15 protein-coding genes and 1 pseudogene are annotated in these 15,513 nt (G+C 39.8%); 15 read left to right on the forward strand and 1 reads right to left on the reverse strand.

Annotated features, from left to right (window positions below):
• Window position 1 precedes the first annotated feature (1 nt).
• From HT728_RS03355 to ciaH, 14 genes and pseudogenes are all read left to right on the forward strand, one after another.
• Window positions 2-1,261, forward strand: coding sequence for an ABC transporter permease (locus HT728_RS03355; protein ID WP_173233768.1), 1,260 nt, complete (start codon window positions 2-4; stop codon window positions 1,259-1,261).
• A 123-nt stretch (window positions 1,262-1,384) separates the two neighbouring features.
• The gene (gene metG, locus HT728_RS03360) at window positions 1,385-3,382 is read left to right on the forward strand and encodes a methionine--tRNA ligase (RefSeq protein ID WP_173233770.1); all 1,998 of its coding nucleotides are present in this window, start codon (window positions 1,385-1,387) and stop codon (window positions 3,380-3,382) included.
• A 319-nt stretch (window positions 3,383-3,701) separates the two neighbouring features.
• Window positions 3,702-4,022 carry a PadR family transcriptional regulator gene (locus tag HT728_RS03365; RefSeq protein ID WP_000665422.1) on the forward strand — a complete coding sequence of 107 codons (321 nt, stop codon included), beginning with the start codon at window positions 3,702-3,704 and terminating at the stop codon, window positions 4,020-4,022.
• A 3-nt stretch (window positions 4,023-4,025) separates the two neighbouring features.
• Complete coding sequence (locus HT728_RS03370; RefSeq protein ID WP_173233772.1) at window positions 4,026-4,841, forward strand: hypothetical protein; 816 nt, start codon at window positions 4,026-4,028, stop codon at window positions 4,839-4,841.
• 74 nt (window positions 4,842-4,915) lie between these two features.
• Window positions 4,916-5,842 carry an aldo/keto reductase family oxidoreductase gene (locus HT728_RS03375; protein WP_173233774.1) on the forward strand — a complete coding sequence of 309 codons (927 nt, stop codon included), beginning with the start codon at window positions 4,916-4,918 and terminating at the stop codon, window positions 5,840-5,842.
• 99 nt (window positions 5,843-5,941) lie between these two features.
• Window positions 5,942-6,178 (forward strand): DUF2829 domain-containing protein, encoded by a 237-nt coding sequence (locus tag HT728_RS03380; RefSeq protein WP_000141912.1) that lies wholly within the window; start codon window positions 5,942-5,944, stop codon window positions 6,176-6,178.
• Complete coding sequence (locus HT728_RS03385) at window positions 6,171-6,869, forward strand: 3-oxoacyl-ACP reductase (RefSeq protein ID WP_173233776.1); 699 nt, start codon at window positions 6,171-6,173, stop codon at window positions 6,867-6,869. The genes HT728_RS03380 and HT728_RS03385 overlap by 8 nt, the downstream gene beginning before the upstream one ends.
• Before the next feature lie 10 nt (window positions 6,870-6,879).
• A pseudogene (locus HT728_RS03390) lies at window positions 6,880-7,127 on the forward strand (NUDIX domain-containing protein).
• 55 nt (window positions 7,128-7,182) lie between these two features.
• Window positions 7,183-7,911 carry a GNAT family N-acetyltransferase gene (locus HT728_RS03395; RefSeq protein WP_173233778.1) on the forward strand — a complete coding sequence of 243 codons (729 nt, stop codon included), beginning with the start codon at window positions 7,183-7,185 and terminating at the stop codon, window positions 7,909-7,911.
• 41 nt (window positions 7,912-7,952) lie between these two features.
• The gene (locus HT728_RS03400) at window positions 7,953-8,837 is read left to right on the forward strand and encodes a putative PEP-binding protein (protein WP_173233780.1); all 885 of its coding nucleotides are present in this window, start codon (window positions 7,953-7,955) and stop codon (window positions 8,835-8,837) included.
• The gene (locus HT728_RS03405) at window positions 8,797-9,237 is read left to right on the forward strand and encodes an ASCH domain-containing protein (protein WP_173233782.1); all 441 of its coding nucleotides are present in this window, start codon (window positions 8,797-8,799) and stop codon (window positions 9,235-9,237) included. Before HT728_RS03400 ends, HT728_RS03405 begins: the two co-directional genes overlap by 41 nt.
• 122 nt (window positions 9,238-9,359) lie before the next feature.
• Window positions 9,360-11,906: a M1 family metallopeptidase gene (locus HT728_RS03410; RefSeq protein ID WP_173233784.1), complete on the forward strand. Its 2,547-nt coding sequence runs from the start codon at window positions 9,360-9,362 to the stop codon at window positions 11,904-11,906.
• 211 nt (window positions 11,907-12,117) lie between these two features.
• The gene (ciaR, locus tag HT728_RS03415) at window positions 12,118-12,792 is read left to right on the forward strand and encodes a two-component system response regulator CiaR (RefSeq protein ID WP_000590639.1); all 675 of its coding nucleotides are present in this window, start codon (window positions 12,118-12,120) and stop codon (window positions 12,790-12,792) included.
• Window positions 12,782-14,116 carry a two-component system sensor histidine kinase CiaH gene (gene ciaH, locus HT728_RS03420; protein WP_173233786.1) on the forward strand — a complete coding sequence of 445 codons (1,335 nt, stop codon included), beginning with the start codon at window positions 12,782-12,784 and terminating at the stop codon, window positions 14,114-14,116. The genes ciaR and ciaH overlap by 11 nt, the downstream gene beginning before the upstream one ends.
• Window positions 14,117-14,144: 28 nt before the next feature.
• Here ciaH and HT728_RS03425 read toward each other — a convergent pair whose 3' ends face one another.
• Entirely contained in the window at window positions 14,145-14,432 is a 288-nt protein-coding gene (locus HT728_RS03425; protein ID WP_173233788.1) for a DUF3270 domain-containing protein, read from the reverse strand.
• 139 nt (window positions 14,433-14,571) lie between these two features.
• Between HT728_RS03425 and HT728_RS03430 the strand changes: the two genes are divergently transcribed.
• On the forward strand, window positions 14,572-15,501 hold the full coding sequence (locus HT728_RS03430) for a peptidase U32 family protein (RefSeq protein WP_173233790.1): 930 nt from the start codon (window positions 14,572-14,574) through the stop codon (window positions 15,499-15,501).
• Window positions 15,502-15,513: the final 12 nt, after the last annotated feature.

Raw genomic sequence — 15,513 nt, forward strand, 5'->3', positions numbered from 1 at the left:
GATGCAGAATCTGAAATTTGCCTTTTCATCTATCATGGCTCACAAGATGCGTTCTTTGCTTACCATGATTGGGATTATTATCGGTGTTTCATCAGTTGTTGTGATTATGGCTCTAGGTGATTCCCTATCTCGTCAACTCAACAAAGATATGACCAAATCTCAGAAGAATATTAGTGTCTTTTTCTCTTCTAAAAAAAGTAAAGATGGGTCTTTTACTCAGAAACAATCAGCTTTTACGGTTTCTGGAAAAGAAGAGGAAGTTCATGTTGAACCGCCAAAACCGCAAGAATCCTGGGTTAAAGAGGCAGCCAAACTCAAGGGAGTGGATAATTACTATGTAACCAACTCAACGAACGCCATCTTGACTTATAAAGATAAAAAGGTTGAAAATGCCAATTTGACAGGCGGGAATAGAACCTATATGGACGCTGTTAAGAATGAAATCATTGCAGGTCGTAGTCTGAGAGAGCAAGATTTCAAAGAGTTTGCAAGTGTTATTTTGCTTGATGAAGAATTGTCCATTAGTTTATTTGGCTCTCCTCAAGAGGCTATTAACAAGGTTGTAGAAGTCAATGGTTTTAGTTATCGAGTCATTGGGGTTTATACTAGTCCAGAGGCTAAACGTTCAAAAATATATGGTTTTGGTGGCTTGCCCATTACTACAAATACTTCCCTTGCTGCGAATTTTAATGTAGATGAAATAGCTAATATTGTCTTTCGAGTGAATGACACAAGCTTGACTCAAACTCTGGGTCCAGAATTAGCACGAAAAATGACAGAGCTTGCTGGCTTGCAACAGGGAGAATATCAAGTATCAGATGAGTCAGCTGCATTTGCAGAAGTTCAACAATCGTTTAGTTTTATGACGACGATTATTAGTGCCATTGCAGGAATTTCTCTCTTTGTTGGAGGAACTGGTGTTATGAACATCATGCTGGTTTCTGTTACAGAGCGTACCCGTGAGATTGGTCTCCGTAAGGCTTTGGGTGCAACACGTGCTAATATTTTAATCCAGTTTTTGATTGAATCCATGATTTTGACTTTGTTAGGTGGATTAATTGGCTTGACAATTGCAAGTGGTTTAACTGCCTTAGCAGGTTTGCTATTACAAGGTTTGATTGCGGGTATAGAGGTGGGAGTATCAATCCCAGTTGCCCTATTTAGTCTTGCGGTTTCGGCTAGTGTGGGTATGATTTTTGGGGTCTTGCCAGCCAATAAGGCATCGAAACTTGATCCAATCGAAGCCCTTCGTTATGAATAAGATCAACAAGATGGACACTCGTCTATCTTGTTTTTGTATAGATTTCCCTATCGAAAATCCTTAAAAATGTGATATAATGAAGTGTTAGAAAAACAGGTTTCATTTGCCTGGAAAGGAAAAATTATGTCTGAAAAGAATTTTTATATTACAACGCCGATTTACTATCCATCTGGGAAACTTCATATCGGTTCTGCCTACACAACCATCGCCTGTGATGTCCTAGCCCGTTACAAACGCCTAATGGGCTACGATGTCTTTTATCTGACAGGTCTTGATGAGCATGGTCAAAAGATTCAACAAAAAGCGGAAGAAGCTGGCATTACACCACAAGCCTATGTTGATGGAATGGCAGTTGGAGTTAAAGAACTCTGGCAATTACTAAATATTTCATACGATAAATTTATCCGTACAACTGATGACTACCACGAAAAAGTTGTCGCACAGGTCTTTGAGCGCTTGCTGGCTCAAGATGATATTTACTTGGGTGAATACTCTGGCTGGTATTCAGTATCAGATGAAGAATTCTTTACAGAAAGCCAGCTTGCAGAAGTATTTCGTGATGAAGCTGGAAATGTGACTGGCGGTATTGCTCCATCAGGTCACGAGGTTGAATGGGTATCCGAAGAATCATACTTCCTTCGCCTCAGCAAATACCAAGACCGTTTGGTAGACTTTTTCAAGTCCCATCCTGAATTTATCACTCCAGATGGTCGTCTCAATGAAATGCTACGTAACTTCATCGAGCCAGGTTTGGAAGATTTGGCGGTATCTCGTACAACCTTTACATGGGGAGTGCCTGTCCCATCAAATCCAAAACACGTTGTCTACGTTTGGATTGATGCCCTTCTTAACTATGCGACAGCTCTTGGCTACGGTCAAGACGAACATGGTAACTTTGATAAGTTCTGGAATGGAACAGTCTTCCACATGGTAGGGAAAGACATCCTTCGTTTTCACTCCATCTACTGGCCAATCCTTCTTATGATGTTGGATGTTAAATTACCTGATCGTTTGATTGCCCATGGTTGGTTCGTCATGAAAGACGGCAAGATGTCTAAATCTAAAGGGAATGTGGTTTACCCTGAAATGTTGGTAGAGCGTTATGGACTAGATCCACTTCGTTACTATCTCATGCGTAGCCTTCCAGTTGGTTCAGACGGAACCTTCACTCCAGAAGACTATGTAGGCCGTATCAACTATGAATTGGCCAATGACCTTGGGAATCTCCTTAACCGTACGGTTTCTATGATTAACAAGTATTTTGATGGTCAAATCCCTGCCTATGTAGAAAGTGTGACTAAATTTGACAATGCTCTTGCTCAAGTAGCTGCTGAATCAATTGCTGATTACCATAAATACATGGAAGCAGTTGACTACCCACGTGCCCTTGAAGCAGTCTGGACCCTTATCTCTCGTACCAATAAATACATCGATGAGAACGCACCATGGGTCTTGGCCAAGGATGAAGCTCTTCGTGACCAATTGGCAAGTGTCATGAGTCACTTGGCAGCCAGCCTTCGTGTCGTCGCTCACTTGATTGAGCCGTTTATGATGGAAACTAGTCGTGCAGTTTTGACTCAACTTGGTTTAGCAGAAGTTTCTAGCCTTGAAAATTTAAATCTAGCAGACTTTCCTGCAGGTGTAACAGTAGTTGCTAAGGGAACTCCAATCTTCCCACGTCTGGATATGGAAGAAGAAATCGCCTATATCAAGGAACAAATGGAAGGCAACAAACCAGCAGTCGAAAAAGAGTGGAACCCAGACGAAGTTGAACTCAAACTCAACAAGGACGAAATCAAATTCGAAGACTTTGACAAGGTCGAAATCCGTGTCGCAGAAGTCAAAGAAGTGTCTAAAGTAGAAGGTTCAGATAAGTTGCTTCAATTCCGCCTAGATGCAGGTGATGGTGAAGATCGTCAAATTCTTTCAGGAATTGCAAAATACTATCCAAATGAACAAGAATTGGTCGGCAAGAAAGTCCAGATTGTTGCCAACCTCAAACCACGTAATATGATGAAAAAATATGTCAGCCAAGGTATGATCTTATCAGCTGAACATGATGGACAATTAACCCTTCTCACAGTTGATCCAGCTGTACCAAATGGAAGTGTGATTGGGTAAAAATAGACAGGACTAGTTTATGCTAGTTCTGTTTTTCTATTTACACTCAATGAAAATCAAAGAGCAAACTAGGAAGCTAGCCGTAGGTTGCTCAAAGAACTGCTTTGAGGCTGTAGATGAAACTGACGAAGTCAGCTCAAAATACTGTTTTGAGGTTNNACGAAGTCAGTAACCATACATACGGCAAGGCGACTCTGACGTGGTTTGAAGAGATTTTTGAAGAGTATTAACTATTATGCTTTACAAACTAGTGTAGAAGTAGTATACTATAGATGAAGCTACTAGTAGGTATTACAAAATAGATTAGAAGGAGGAAGGGATGAAGGAAACTCAGCTATTAAAAGGTGTTCTTGAAGGTTGTGTCTTGGATATGATTGGTCAAAAAGAGCGATATGGTTATGAGTTGGTTCAGACTTTGCGAGAGGCTGGATTTGATACTATCGTTCCAGGAACTATTTATCCTTTGTTGCAAAAGTTAGAAAAAAATCAATGGATAAGAGGCGACATGCGTCCGTCGCCAGATGGTCCAGATCGGAAGTATTTTTCGTTAACTAAAGAAGGAGAAGAGCGTGTCTCGGTCTTTTGGCAACAATGGGACGATTTGAGTCAAAAAGTAGAAGGAATTAAGAATGGGGGGTAAACCATGACGAAAATGAAGTATTACGAAGAAACAAGCGCTTTGTTGCATGAGTTTTCTGAGGAGAATCAGCAGTATTTTGAGGAGCTGTGGGATAGTTTTAATCTTGCTGGATTTCTCTATGATGAAGACTATCTCAGAGAGCAGATTTATTTGATGATGTTAGATTTCTCAGAAGCAGAACGAGATGGCATGAGTGCAGAGGATTATTTAGGTAAGAATCCTAAAAAAATAATGAAAGAGATTCTCAAGGAAGCACCACGGAGTTCTATCAAGGAGTCCCTTTTGACGCCAATTTTTGTCCTAGCGATATTACGTTACTATCATCTACTGGGTGATTTTTCTAAAGGTCCTCTCTTAACAGTCAATTTGCTTACTTTTTTAGGGCAACTTCTTCTTTTTCTGATTGGATTTGCTCTTGTGGCCACAATCTTACGTTGGGGGCTAGTCCAAGATTCTCCTAAGATGAAAATTGGCACTTATATTGTCGTTGGGATTCTTGTTCTGCTAGTTGTTCTGGGATATGTAGGAATGGCAAATTTCATTCAAGAAGGAGCCTTTTATCTTCCGGCTCCCTGGGATAGTTTGTCTGTCTTTACGATTTCCCTAGTCATCAGTATTTGGAATTGGAAAGAACCGATTTTTCGTCCATTTGTTAGTATGATTATTGCCCATCTTGTGGTAGGTTCTCTGCTTCGTTACTATGAGTGGATGGGCATTTCAAATGTTTTCCTTACAAAAGTTATTCCTTTAGCTGTTCTCTTTATTGGTATCTTTCTCCTGTTCCGTGGGTTTAAGAAGATAAAATGGAGTGAAATATAGTCAAAAAGCCGTTGCAAAGCGGTTTTTTGTTATAATGAAGGGAAGAATGTTAGAAATTAAAGGAGAAAAATTTGATGAGATACATAACTCTTGGTCAAGATGACAAAGAATTATCAGAAATTGTTCTCGGAATGATGAGAATAAAAGATAAGTCTGTAAAAGAAGTTGAAGAGCTTGTAGAAACAGCACTTTCTGTTGGAATCAATGCTTTCGACTTGGCTGATATATATGGTCGTGGTCGTTGTGAAGAACTGTTAGGTCTTGTCCTAAAAAATCGTCCAGATTTAAGAGAAAAGATGTGGATTCAGTCCAAATGTGGCATTCGCATAGAAGAATTTACCTATTTTGATTTTTCTAAGGACTATATTATAAAATCAGTAGACGGTATTTTGCAAAGATTGAAGATTGATCATCTGGACAGCTTGCTTCTTCATCGACCAGATGCTTTGATGGAATCTGACCAAGTAGCAGAAGCCTTTGATCTCCTTTATAAACAAGGTAAGGTTCGAAATTTTGGAGTTTCTAATCAAAATCCTATGATGATGGAGTTGCTTAAAAAAGATGTCAAGCAGCCGTTAGCTGTTAATCAGCTACAATTGAGTGCGGCTTTTACTCCAGGATTCGAATCAGGTTTTCATGTTAATATGGAAGATAGTCAAGCAGCTATGCGAGATGGCAGCATTTTTGAATATTGTAAATTACACGATGTGATCATTCAAGCATGGTCTGTCTTACAATTCGGGTATTTTAAAGGGAATTTTGTTGGAAATGAGAAATTTCAAGCTTTAAATCAAGTACTTGATCGTTTAGCTATTAAATATGGAGTAACCTCTTCAACTATTGCCATTTCTTGGACATTGCGTTATCCAGCAAAAATGCAGGCAGTCGTAGGTACCACAAATCCTAATCACTTGAGAGAAGTTAGCCAAGCGGCAAACTTTAGCTTAACAAGAAAAGAATGGTATGAAATTTATCTTGCAGCAGGGAATAATTTGCCGTAAGTAGAAGCAGATGTAAATAAATCACAGTCAAAAAGCCGTTGCAAAGCGGTTTTTTTGTTATAATGAAGGGAAGAATTATTGATTTTAAAGGAGAAAAACATGACATTTGAAGAAATTCTACCTGGGTTAAAGGCTAAGAAAAAATATGTACGAACTGGTTGGGGAGGTGCTGAAAACTATGTCCAACTTTTTGACACTATCGAGCAAAATGGGGTTGCACTTGAAGTGACACCTTATTTCCTAATCAACGTTTCTGGGGAGGGAGAAGGTTTTTCCATGTGGAGTCCGACACCTTGTGATGTTTTGGCGACGGATTGGGTAGAAGCGCATGACTAAACGTGTACTCATTACAGGAGTGAGTTCAGGGATTGGTCTGGCTCAAGCTCGACTCTTGTTAGAGAAGGGCTATCAAGTTTATGGAGTTGACCAAGGTGAAAATCCACTCTTAGAGGGTGATTTTCACTTTTTACAGAGAGATTTGACCTTGGACTTGGAGCCTATTTTTGACTGGTGCCCTCAGGTGGATGTTTTGTGCAATACTGCTGGAGTGTTGGATGATTATAAACCCCTATTGGAACAATCAGCGCAGGAAATTCAAGAGATTTTTGAAATCAACTACGTTACTCCAGTAGAGTTGACTCGGCATTATTTGACACAAATGCTAGAGAATAAAAAAGGCTCCATTATCAATATGTGCTCTATTGCTTCTAGCCTAGCAGGTGGAGGTGGTCACGCCTATACTTCATCTAAGCATGCCTTGGCTGGATTTACCAAGCAGTTGGCTCTAGATTATGCTGAAGCTGGGATTCAGGTCTTTGGTATCGCTCCAGGAGCAGTCAAGACAGCTATGACCGCTACCGACTTTGAACCAGGTGGTTTAGCGGACTGGGTGGCTAGTGAAACCCCAATCAAACGCTGGATTGAGCCAGAGGAAGTAGCAGAGATCAGTCTTTTCTTAGCAAGTAGAAAAGCAAGCGCCATGCAAGGACAAATCCTTACAGTAGACGGTGGCTGGTCTTTGAAGTAGAAGTAGTTGAATGGAAATCAAAAATCACTTTGGTGTCTATGGTGTTTGCTTTGAAAATGGGAAGTTACTCTGCATTGAAAAAACGAGAGGCCCTTATTAACATCGGTATGATCTACCTGGAGGCAGTCAGCAACTTGGTGAAGGACTGACGGAAACGCTGACTAGAGAAGTTATGGAAGAGACGGGATTTACTGTTAGAAGTTATTCCAAAAAAATGCATCGCCACTAGTCTTGAAAGTCAAATCAGAATTATTATGATTTCCAGAATTAGATATGACAAGCTATAGAAATTGGAAGGTGAAGTAGGGGGATAATGGAACTATTTAAAACATGGAAGAAAAATATGGTTCTCTATGGTCTTAAATCTCAAATCGGAACTGTCTACCGAAACAGTGATAGGACAACAAGCTTTTATGATGTTGGGAATTTTCTATACCTAGCAGGGGAGTTGGATTCCAGATTTTGGGAAGATTTTGTTAGAAAATATGGTTTAGATTATAAGATTATTATTTCAGAAAATACTAATTGGCAAGATTTTCTGCATCGGAAAGTGGGGTTAAATTCTTTTACTCGCTATTCTTTTAAAGATAAGGCAAATTTTCAAGTTGAATTTTTAAATAATCTAGTTACTCATTTAGAGGAAGGTTACAATATTGTGCCTATTGATAATCATATTTATAACTGCTTTTCTGAGGAAGAATGGTCACAAGATTTACAGGGGGATTTTGAGTCCTATCAGGATTTTGTTTTAAAAGGTGGATTTGGCTTTGTGATTCTTAAAAATAATGAACTGATTGCTGGAATTTCCTCAGGGTTAGTTTACCGTGGAGCAGTTGAAGTGGAAGTTGCAACTAGACCAAACGAACAAGGAAATGGATTTGCTAAAAAGCTTGGTGCTGCAATGATTCTAGAGAGTTTAAATAGAGATATGTTTCCACTTTGGGATGCTCATAACGAGGCTTCCAAAAAAGTAGCAGAATTTTTAGGATATGAGTTAGTTGAACCTTATGAGGCTTTTGAACTAGAGGAAAGTTTCATATAATTATATATGATATTGTATCTTTTAAGACGAGGTGAATGGCTATGAAAAACCAACTTGCCCTTAGTGGCGAAAAACTTGATGAAAAAGTTTACCCACAACTATTTCATCATGTTGGCATGATTCGTGGGGAATACTTGTTGAGAGAGCTCAATCAAAATATACTATTACCAAGTTGTCAGCAATTTGTAAAAGATTATCTAGATACTATCTGTTCCTTGTACTCAGATGAGGAGATCTGGTATCGTTTTTCTGAATTAACGAATACAGAAGCTAATTGCCTAAAGGGGACTAAAGAGTATTTTGATGAAAATCATCCCTTATTTGGATATAGAGGGACTAGGCGTCTACTGGCGTGTCCGGATGAATTTCAGGCTGAAGCAAATGTTGTTACAGAAGCCTATCAAACTAATCCCAATCTGTCTCTTATTTTTCCTTTTGTCAATGATGCCGACCAATTAAACCAAGCTATTACAGTATTGCGTCAGCAGGGTTTTACTGGGAAAATTGCCACGATGATTGAATTACCGTCAGCGTATTTTGACTTAGACAGGATACTGGAAACGGGCATTTCAAAGATTATAGTTGGAATGAATGATTTGACTTCTTTTGTTTTTGCGACTGTGAGAAACAGTCAATGGCATGATATGGAAAGTCCAATTATGTTATATATGTTAATACAGATGCAGGATAAAGCAAGGATTAAAAATATTGACTTTGCTGTAGCAGGCTATCTGAATGTTTCTCTCATACAAAAAATGAATCAGATGGGTATCGAATGCATTCTCCATTATAGCTCTATTCCGGAGATTTTTGATTTAGAAATTGACCATCCAGACCATCTCAAACATATAAAAGAAGAAAGTAAGAAATTACAAAGGAGCACCCATGACACCGCAAGAAATGTGGAATGCATACAAGAAAATTAATCCCTCTATAGGAGATGAAATCGATGCTTGGGCTTTTGGAGTGGAACCAGACCTTTTAGCAGATTTGGTTTTAAGAGGTGAAAAGACTGCAACAGCATCAGCCTACGACCTCTATGCACTAGAAGCCGAGTCTCTTCCTCAAGAAGGAACTTTTGATGTCATTTTAGACAGTCAAAATCAGGCTGTCTGCATTGTCGAAATTACAAGGGTTTCTGTTGAATCTTTCAAGTATGTTTCGGCTGACCATGCATTTAAGGAAGGGGAAGGAGACAAATCCCTAGCCTATTGGCGTCAGGTTCATGAGGATTGTTTCGACGAGTGGCTGAGAGAAGCAGGACTGACTTTTACACCTGAAAGCAAGGTTGTTTTAGAAGAATTTCGCAAGGTCTACCCACTGTAGACTGTTAGAAGGAAGAAAGTTTTGGAAATCGCTGTCCAATCCTTTTTTCTTGGGCAAAACATGATATAATAAGTTTGTTTGAAGAAGAGCTCTAGCTCTTAAACTTAGAATAGGAGAAAACTATGCAAGCAGTTGAACATTTTATTAAGCAATTTGTTCCTGAACATTATGATTTATTTTTAGACTTGAGTCGTGAGACCAAGACGTTTTCAGGGAAAGTGACCATCACTGGTCAAGCACAGAGTGACCGCATCTCCCTCCACCAAAAAGACTTGGAAATCGCTTCTGTAGAAGTTGCAGGGGAAGCTCGTCCATTTACAGTTGACCATGAAAATGAAACCCTTCATATCGAATTGGCTGAGGCTGGTCAAGTTGAAGTGGTTATCGCTTTCTCAGGAAAAATTACAGACAACATGACAGGGATTTACCCATCTTACTACACAGTTGATGGAGTGAAGAAGGAAGTATTGTCTACTCAATTTGAGAGCCATTTTGCGCGCGAAGCCTTCCCATGTGTGGATGAGCCAGAAGCCAAAGCAACTTTTGATCTCTCTCTACGTTTTGACCAAGCAGAAGGTGAATTGGCCTTGTCTAACATGCCAGAAATTGAAGTTGAAAACCGTAAGGAAACAGGTATTTGGAAGTTTGAGACAACACCTCGCATGTCTTCTTACTTGTTAGCCTTTGTTGCGGGTGATTTGCAAGGTGTGACGGCTAAAACTAAAAACGGTACTCTTGTAGGTGTCTACTCAACCAAAGCTCACCCACTATCTAACCTTGATTTCTCACTCGACATCGCCGTTCGCTCCATCGAGTTTTACGAAGATTACTACGGAGTCAAGTATCCAATCCCTCAATCTCTCCATATCGCCCTTCCTGACTTCTCAGCTGGAGCTATGGAAAACTGGGGTCTTGTGACCTACCGTGAAGTTTACTTGGTTGTGGATGAGAACTCTACATTTGCTAGCCGTCAACAAGTTGCCCTAGTTGTGGCACATGAATTGGCTCACCAATGGTTTGGGAACCTCGTTACTATGAAATGGTGGGATGATCTTTGGCTCAATGAAAGTTTTGCCAACATGATGGAGTACGTCTGTGTGGACGCCATCGAGCCAAGTTGGAACATCTTTGAAGATTTCCAAACAGGTGGAGTACCTCACGCTCTTGAACGCGATGCGACAGATGGTGTTCAGTCTGTCCACGTCGAAGTTAAACATCCAGATGAAATCAATACGCTCTTTGACGGAGCTATCGTCTATGCCAAAGGAAGTCGCCTCATGCACATGCTTCGTCGTTGGCTAGGTGATGCGGATTTTGCCAAAGGTTTGCATGCCTACTTTGAAAAACATCAATACAGCAATACAATTGGTCGTGACCTTTGGGATGCCCTTGGTCAAGCGTCAGGACGTGATGTCGCAGCCTTCATGGATTCTTGGTTGGAACAACCTGGTTATCCAGTTCTCACTGTCAAAGTTGAAAATGATGTCTTGAAGATTTCACAAAAACAATTCTTTATCGGTGAGCACGAAGACAAGAACCGTCTCTGGGTTGTGCCACTCAATAGTAACTGGAAAGGCTTGCCTGATACACTTGAAACTGAAAATATCGAAATTCCAGGCTACGCAGCTCTTCTTGCTGAAAATGAAGGAGCACTTCGTCTCAATACTGAAAATACAGCTCACTACATTACCGACTATCAAGGAGACTTGTTGGATGCAGTTCTTGCTGACCTAGTTGAGCTTGATAACACAAGCAAATTGCAAATCGTCCAAGAACGTCGTTTGCTTGCTGAGGCAGGACACATTTCTTATGCTGACTTGCTCCCAGTTCTTGATAAACTTGCTAAGGAAGAATCTTACCTTGTTGTTTCAGCTGTTTCTCAAGTGATTTCGGCCCTTGAGCGCTTTATCGATGAAGGAACAGAAGCTGAAAGAGCCTTCAAAGCATTGGTTGCTAAATTGGCTCGTCATAATTATGACCGTCTTGGTTTTGAAGCTAAAGATGGCGAATCAGATGAGGATGAATTGGTTCGTCAGGTGGCTGTTTCTATGATGATTCGCTCAAATGATGCAGAAGCTAGTCAAGTCGCTAGCCAAATCTTCGCAGCCCACAAGGATCAGCTTGCAGGACTTCCAGCAGCTATTCGCTCACAAGTTCTGATCAATGAGATGAAACATCATGAGACTAAAGACTTGTTAGCACTTTATCTTGATACTTATACTCATGCAACAGATGCTGTCTTTAAACGCCAGTTGGCAGCAGCTCTTGCTTACAGTACAGATGCGGATAATATCCAAAACTTGATTACTTCTTGGAAGGACAAATTTGTGGTCAAACCACAGGACTTGTCTGCTTGGTATTACCAATTCCTAGCTCACCAAGTAACTCAGGAACCAGCTTGGTCTTGGGCGCGTGAAAACTGGGCTTGGATTAAGGCAGCCCTTGGTGGAGATATGAGCTTTGATAGCTTTGTTATCCTTCCTGCTCACGTATTTAAGACTCAGCAACGCTTGGCAGAGTACAAGGAATTCTTTGAACCGCAACTTTCTGACCTTGCTCTTAGCCGTAACATCGGTATGGGAATCAAGGAAATTGCAGCGCGTGTTGACTTGATTAACCGTGAAAAAGCTGCAGTGGAAGCAGTTGTTCTTCAATACGGAACTAAATAATTAAGACTAAATAAAAGAAAACTCAGCTATCTCATGTAATACTCTTCGAAAATCTCTTCAAACCACGTCAGCGTCGCCTTACCGTACTTAAGTACAGCCTGCGGCTAGCTTCCTAGTTTGCTCTTTGATTTTCATTGAGTATAAAATGCAGAAAGTTGAGTTTTTTTTAAGGCAAATTTGGTATAATGGTTTTAATAAGGAGGAGTTTCTCATGATAAAAATCTTATTAGTTGAGGATGACCTAGGCCTGTCAAATTCAGTATTTGACTTTTTAGACGATTTTGCGGATGTCATGCAGGTATTTGATGGAGAAGAAGGTCTCTATGAAGCTGAAAGTGGCGTCTATGATTTGATTTTGCTCGATTTGATGTTACCTGAAAAAAATGGCTTCCAAGTCTTGAAAGAATTGCGTGAAAAGGGGATTACGACTCCAGTTCTGATTATGACTGCCAAGGAAAGTTTGGATGACAAGGGACATGGATTTGAACTGGGAGCAGATGATTATCTGACTAAACCTTTCTACCTAGAAGAACTCAAAATGCGGATTCAAGCCCTTCTCAAACGTTCAGGTAAGTTTAATGAAAATACCTTGACTTATGGAAATATTGTGGTTAATTTGTCAACCAATACCGTTAAAGTCGAAGATACTCCTGTCGAATTGCTGGGGAAAGAGTTTGATTTATTAGTTTATTTCCTTCAAAATCAAAATGTTATTTTGCCTAAGACTCAGATTTTTGATCGTCTATGGGGATTTGATAGTGATACAACGATTTCGGTTGTCGAAGTTTATGTTTCAAAAGTCCGTAAGAAATTAAAAGGAACCACTTTTGCAGAGAATTTGCAAACCTTGCGCAGTGTTGGGTATATTTTAAAAGATGTTCAGTAAACTAAAAAAAACATGGTGTGCGGATGACTTTAGTTATTTTATCCGCAACTTTGGTGTCTTCACTCTGATTTTCTCTACCATGACTCTGATTATTTTACAAGTCATGCATTCGAGTCTTTATACTTCGGTGGATGATAAGCTCCACGGACTGAGTGAAAATCCTCAAGCAGTTATTCAGCTGGCAGTAAATAGGGCAACAGAAGAGATTAAAGATTTAGAAAATGCCGCTACAGATACTAGCAAGACTGAGATAAAACCCAATGTCAGTTCCAATACGGAAGTCATTCTCTTTGATAAGAACTTTACTCAACTTCTTTCTGGAAATCGATTTTTGGGCTTGGATAAGATTGAGTTAGAAAAGAAAGAACTAGGCCATATCTATCAGATTCAGGTTTTTAATAGCTATGGGCAGGAAGAAATCTATCGTATGATTTTGATGGAAACCAATATTAGTTCGGTTTCAACCAATATCAAGTATGCTGCTGTCTTGATAAATACCAGTCAGTTAGAGCAGGCCAGTCAAAAGCATGAGAAATTGATTGTGATTGTGATGGCAAGTTTCTGGATTTTGTCTTTGCTTGCCAGTCTCTATCTAGCTAGGGTTAGTGTTAGGCCCCTGCTTGAGAGCATGCAGAAGCAACAGTCCTTTGTGGAAAATGCCAGTCATGAGTTACGAACTCCACTCGCAGTTTTGCAAAATCGCTTAGAGACCCTTTTTCGTAAGCCAGAAGCTACCATTATGGATGTGAGTGAAAGCATTGCATCGAGCTTGGAAGAAGTCCGAAATATGCGTTTTTTGACGACAAACTTGCTGAACTTAGCTCGGAGAGATGATGGGATTAAGCCAGAACTTGCAGAAGTTCCAACTAGCTTTTTTAATACGACTTTCACAAACTATGAGATGATTGCTTCGGAAAATGATCGTGTCTTCCGTTTTGAAAATCGGATCCATCGCACGATTGTCACAGATCAGCTTCTCTTGAAGCAGTTGATGACTATCCTATTTGATAATGCTGTCAAGTATACTGAAGAGGATGGTGAAATTGATTTTCTTATCTCGGCGACCGATCGCAATCTGTATTTACTTGTTTCTGATAATGGAGTCGGTATTTCGACAGAAGATAAGAAGAAAATTTTTGACCGCTTTTATCGAGTTGATAAGGCTAGAACCCGACAAAAAGGTGGTTTTGGTTTAGGATTATCTCTGGCCAAGCAAATTGTAGACGCCTTAAAAGGAACCATTACTGTCAAAGATAATAAACCCAAGGGAACGATCTTTGAAGTGAAGATTGCTATCCACACACCATCGAAAAAGAAAAAATAAACATATCGCTCCAGATGGGGCGATATGTTTATTTTTTTAGTTTTCGTTTGATAATAGAGCGTTGGACTTTTAAAACAAGTAAGCTGGATACTATTGCTGCAGGTAAGGCGAGCACAGTTGTTAATTTTAATGACAAAAAGATAAAACTAAAGATGGCAATGCAGATACAAAAAACAGCGATATTGACAAAAAATAAAATTTCTTTGAAATTGCTATCAGCTTGTGCTTCAGGTGTATAAGCTTGATAATGAGGAAGTTGCGAGTTTAATTCTTCTTGATAGTCTACCTCATAGGATTGTAATTTTCTTACGGGCATGATTCTCTCCTTAACAGTACATACCTATTTTATCATTTTTTCAGCAGAGAATTATTACAGAAAGGTTACAAAAAGAATAAGGTCCCTTTTCATTTTTAAAGAATAGCTGATTTTGGAGAAATATGGTATAATTTTTCCTATGGAAAAGATTATCATTACAGCAACTGCTGAAAGTATTGAACAAGTTAAACAATTGCTCGAAGCTGGCGTAGACCGTATCTATGTCGGTGAGAAAGATTTTGGCCTTCGTCTGCCAACAACCTTTAGTCATGACCAATTGCGTGAAATCGCTAATCTGGTTCATGATGCTGGTAAGAAATTGATCGTTGCGGTTAACGCCCTCATGCACCAAGGCATGATGGATTGTATTAAGCCCTTCCTCGATTTCTTGGAAGAAATTGAGACCGATTACATTACGATTGGGGATGCAGGTGTTTTTTACGTAGTCAATCGCGATGGTTATTCCTTTAAGACCATCTACGATGCTTCGACTATGGTAACAAGTAGTCGCCAGATTAACTTCTGGGGACAAAAGGCTGGCGCATCTGAGGCTGTTTTGGCGCGTGAAATTCCATCGGCTGAACTCTTCAAAATGCCAGAGATTTTGGAAATTCCTGCTGAAGTTTTGGTGTACGGTGCTAGTGTCATCCATCATTCTAAACGTCCGCTCTTGCAAAACTACTATAACTTTACGCATATCGATGATGAAAAGACGCGCAAGCGTGACCTCTTCTTGGCTGAGCCAAGTGACCCAGAGAGCCATTATTCCATTTTTGAAGACAATCATGGTACCCACATCTTTGCTAATAACGACCTTGATTTGATGACAAAATTAACAGAATTGGTGGAGCATGGCTTTACTCACTGGAAATTAGAAGGTCTCTATACACCTGGTCAGAACTTTGTTGAGATTGCAAAACTCTTTATCCAAGCGCGTAGCTTGATTCAAGAGGACAACTTTAGCCATGACCAAGCCTTCTTGCTGGATGAAGAAGTTCGTAAACTTCACCCTAAAAACCGTTTCCTTGATACAGGATTTTATGATTACGATCCTGACATGGTTAAATAAAGTAAATGATTC

The sequence above is a fragment of the Streptococcus sp. 544 genome, assembly GCF_013277385.1.
GTDB lineage: Bacteria > Bacillota > Bacilli > Lactobacillales > Streptococcaceae > Streptococcus > Streptococcus mitis_BA.

What these genes read in the sequence shown, in the direction of transcription:
- HT728_RS03380 (WP_000141912.1), top strand. Translation starts at nt 5,942, where the DNA reads ATGACATTTGAAGAAATTCTACCTGGGTTAAAGGCTAAGAAAAAATAT.
- HT728_RS03410 (WP_173233784.1), top strand. Translation starts at nt 9,360, where the DNA reads ATGCAAGCAGTTGAACATTTTATTAAGCAATTTGTTCCTGAACATTAT.
- metG (WP_173233770.1), top strand. Translation starts at nt 1,385, where the DNA reads ATGTCTGAAAAGAATTTTTATATTACAACGCCGATTTACTATCCATCT.
- HT728_RS03425 (WP_173233788.1), bottom strand. Translation starts at nt 14,432, where the DNA reads ATGCCCGTAAGAAAATTACAATCCTATGAGGTAGACTATCAAGAAGAA.
- HT728_RS03385 (WP_173233776.1), top strand. Translation starts at nt 6,171, where the DNA reads ATGACTAAACGTGTACTCATTACAGGAGTGAGTTCAGGGATTGGTCTG.
- HT728_RS03430 (WP_173233790.1), top strand. Translation starts at nt 14,572, where the DNA reads ATGGAAAAGATTATCATTACAGCAACTGCTGAAAGTATTGAACAAGTT.
- HT728_RS03370 (WP_173233772.1), top strand. Translation starts at nt 4,026, where the DNA reads ATGACGAAAATGAAGTATTACGAAGAAACAAGCGCTTTGTTGCATGAG.
- HT728_RS03400 (WP_173233780.1), top strand. Translation starts at nt 7,953, where the DNA reads ATGAAAAACCAACTTGCCCTTAGTGGCGAAAAACTTGATGAAAAAGTT.
- HT728_RS03355 (WP_173233768.1), top strand. Translation starts at nt 2, where the DNA reads ATGCAGAATCTGAAATTTGCCTTTTCATCTATCATGGCTCACAAGATG.
- HT728_RS03405 (WP_173233782.1), top strand. Translation starts at nt 8,797, where the DNA reads ATGACACCGCAAGAAATGTGGAATGCATACAAGAAAATTAATCCCTCT.
- HT728_RS03365 (WP_000665422.1), top strand. Translation starts at nt 3,702, where the DNA reads ATGAAGGAAACTCAGCTATTAAAAGGTGTTCTTGAAGGTTGTGTCTTG.
- HT728_RS03395 (WP_173233778.1), top strand. Translation starts at nt 7,183, where the DNA reads ATGGAACTATTTAAAACATGGAAGAAAAATATGGTTCTCTATGGTCTT.
- ciaR (WP_000590639.1), top strand. Translation starts at nt 12,118, where the DNA reads ATGATAAAAATCTTATTAGTTGAGGATGACCTAGGCCTGTCAAATTCA.
- HT728_RS03375 (WP_173233774.1), top strand. Translation starts at nt 4,916, where the DNA reads ATGAGATACATAACTCTTGGTCAAGATGACAAAGAATTATCAGAAATT.
- ciaH (WP_173233786.1), top strand. Translation starts at nt 12,782, where the DNA reads ATGTTCAGTAAACTAAAAAAAACATGGTGTGCGGATGACTTTAGTTAT.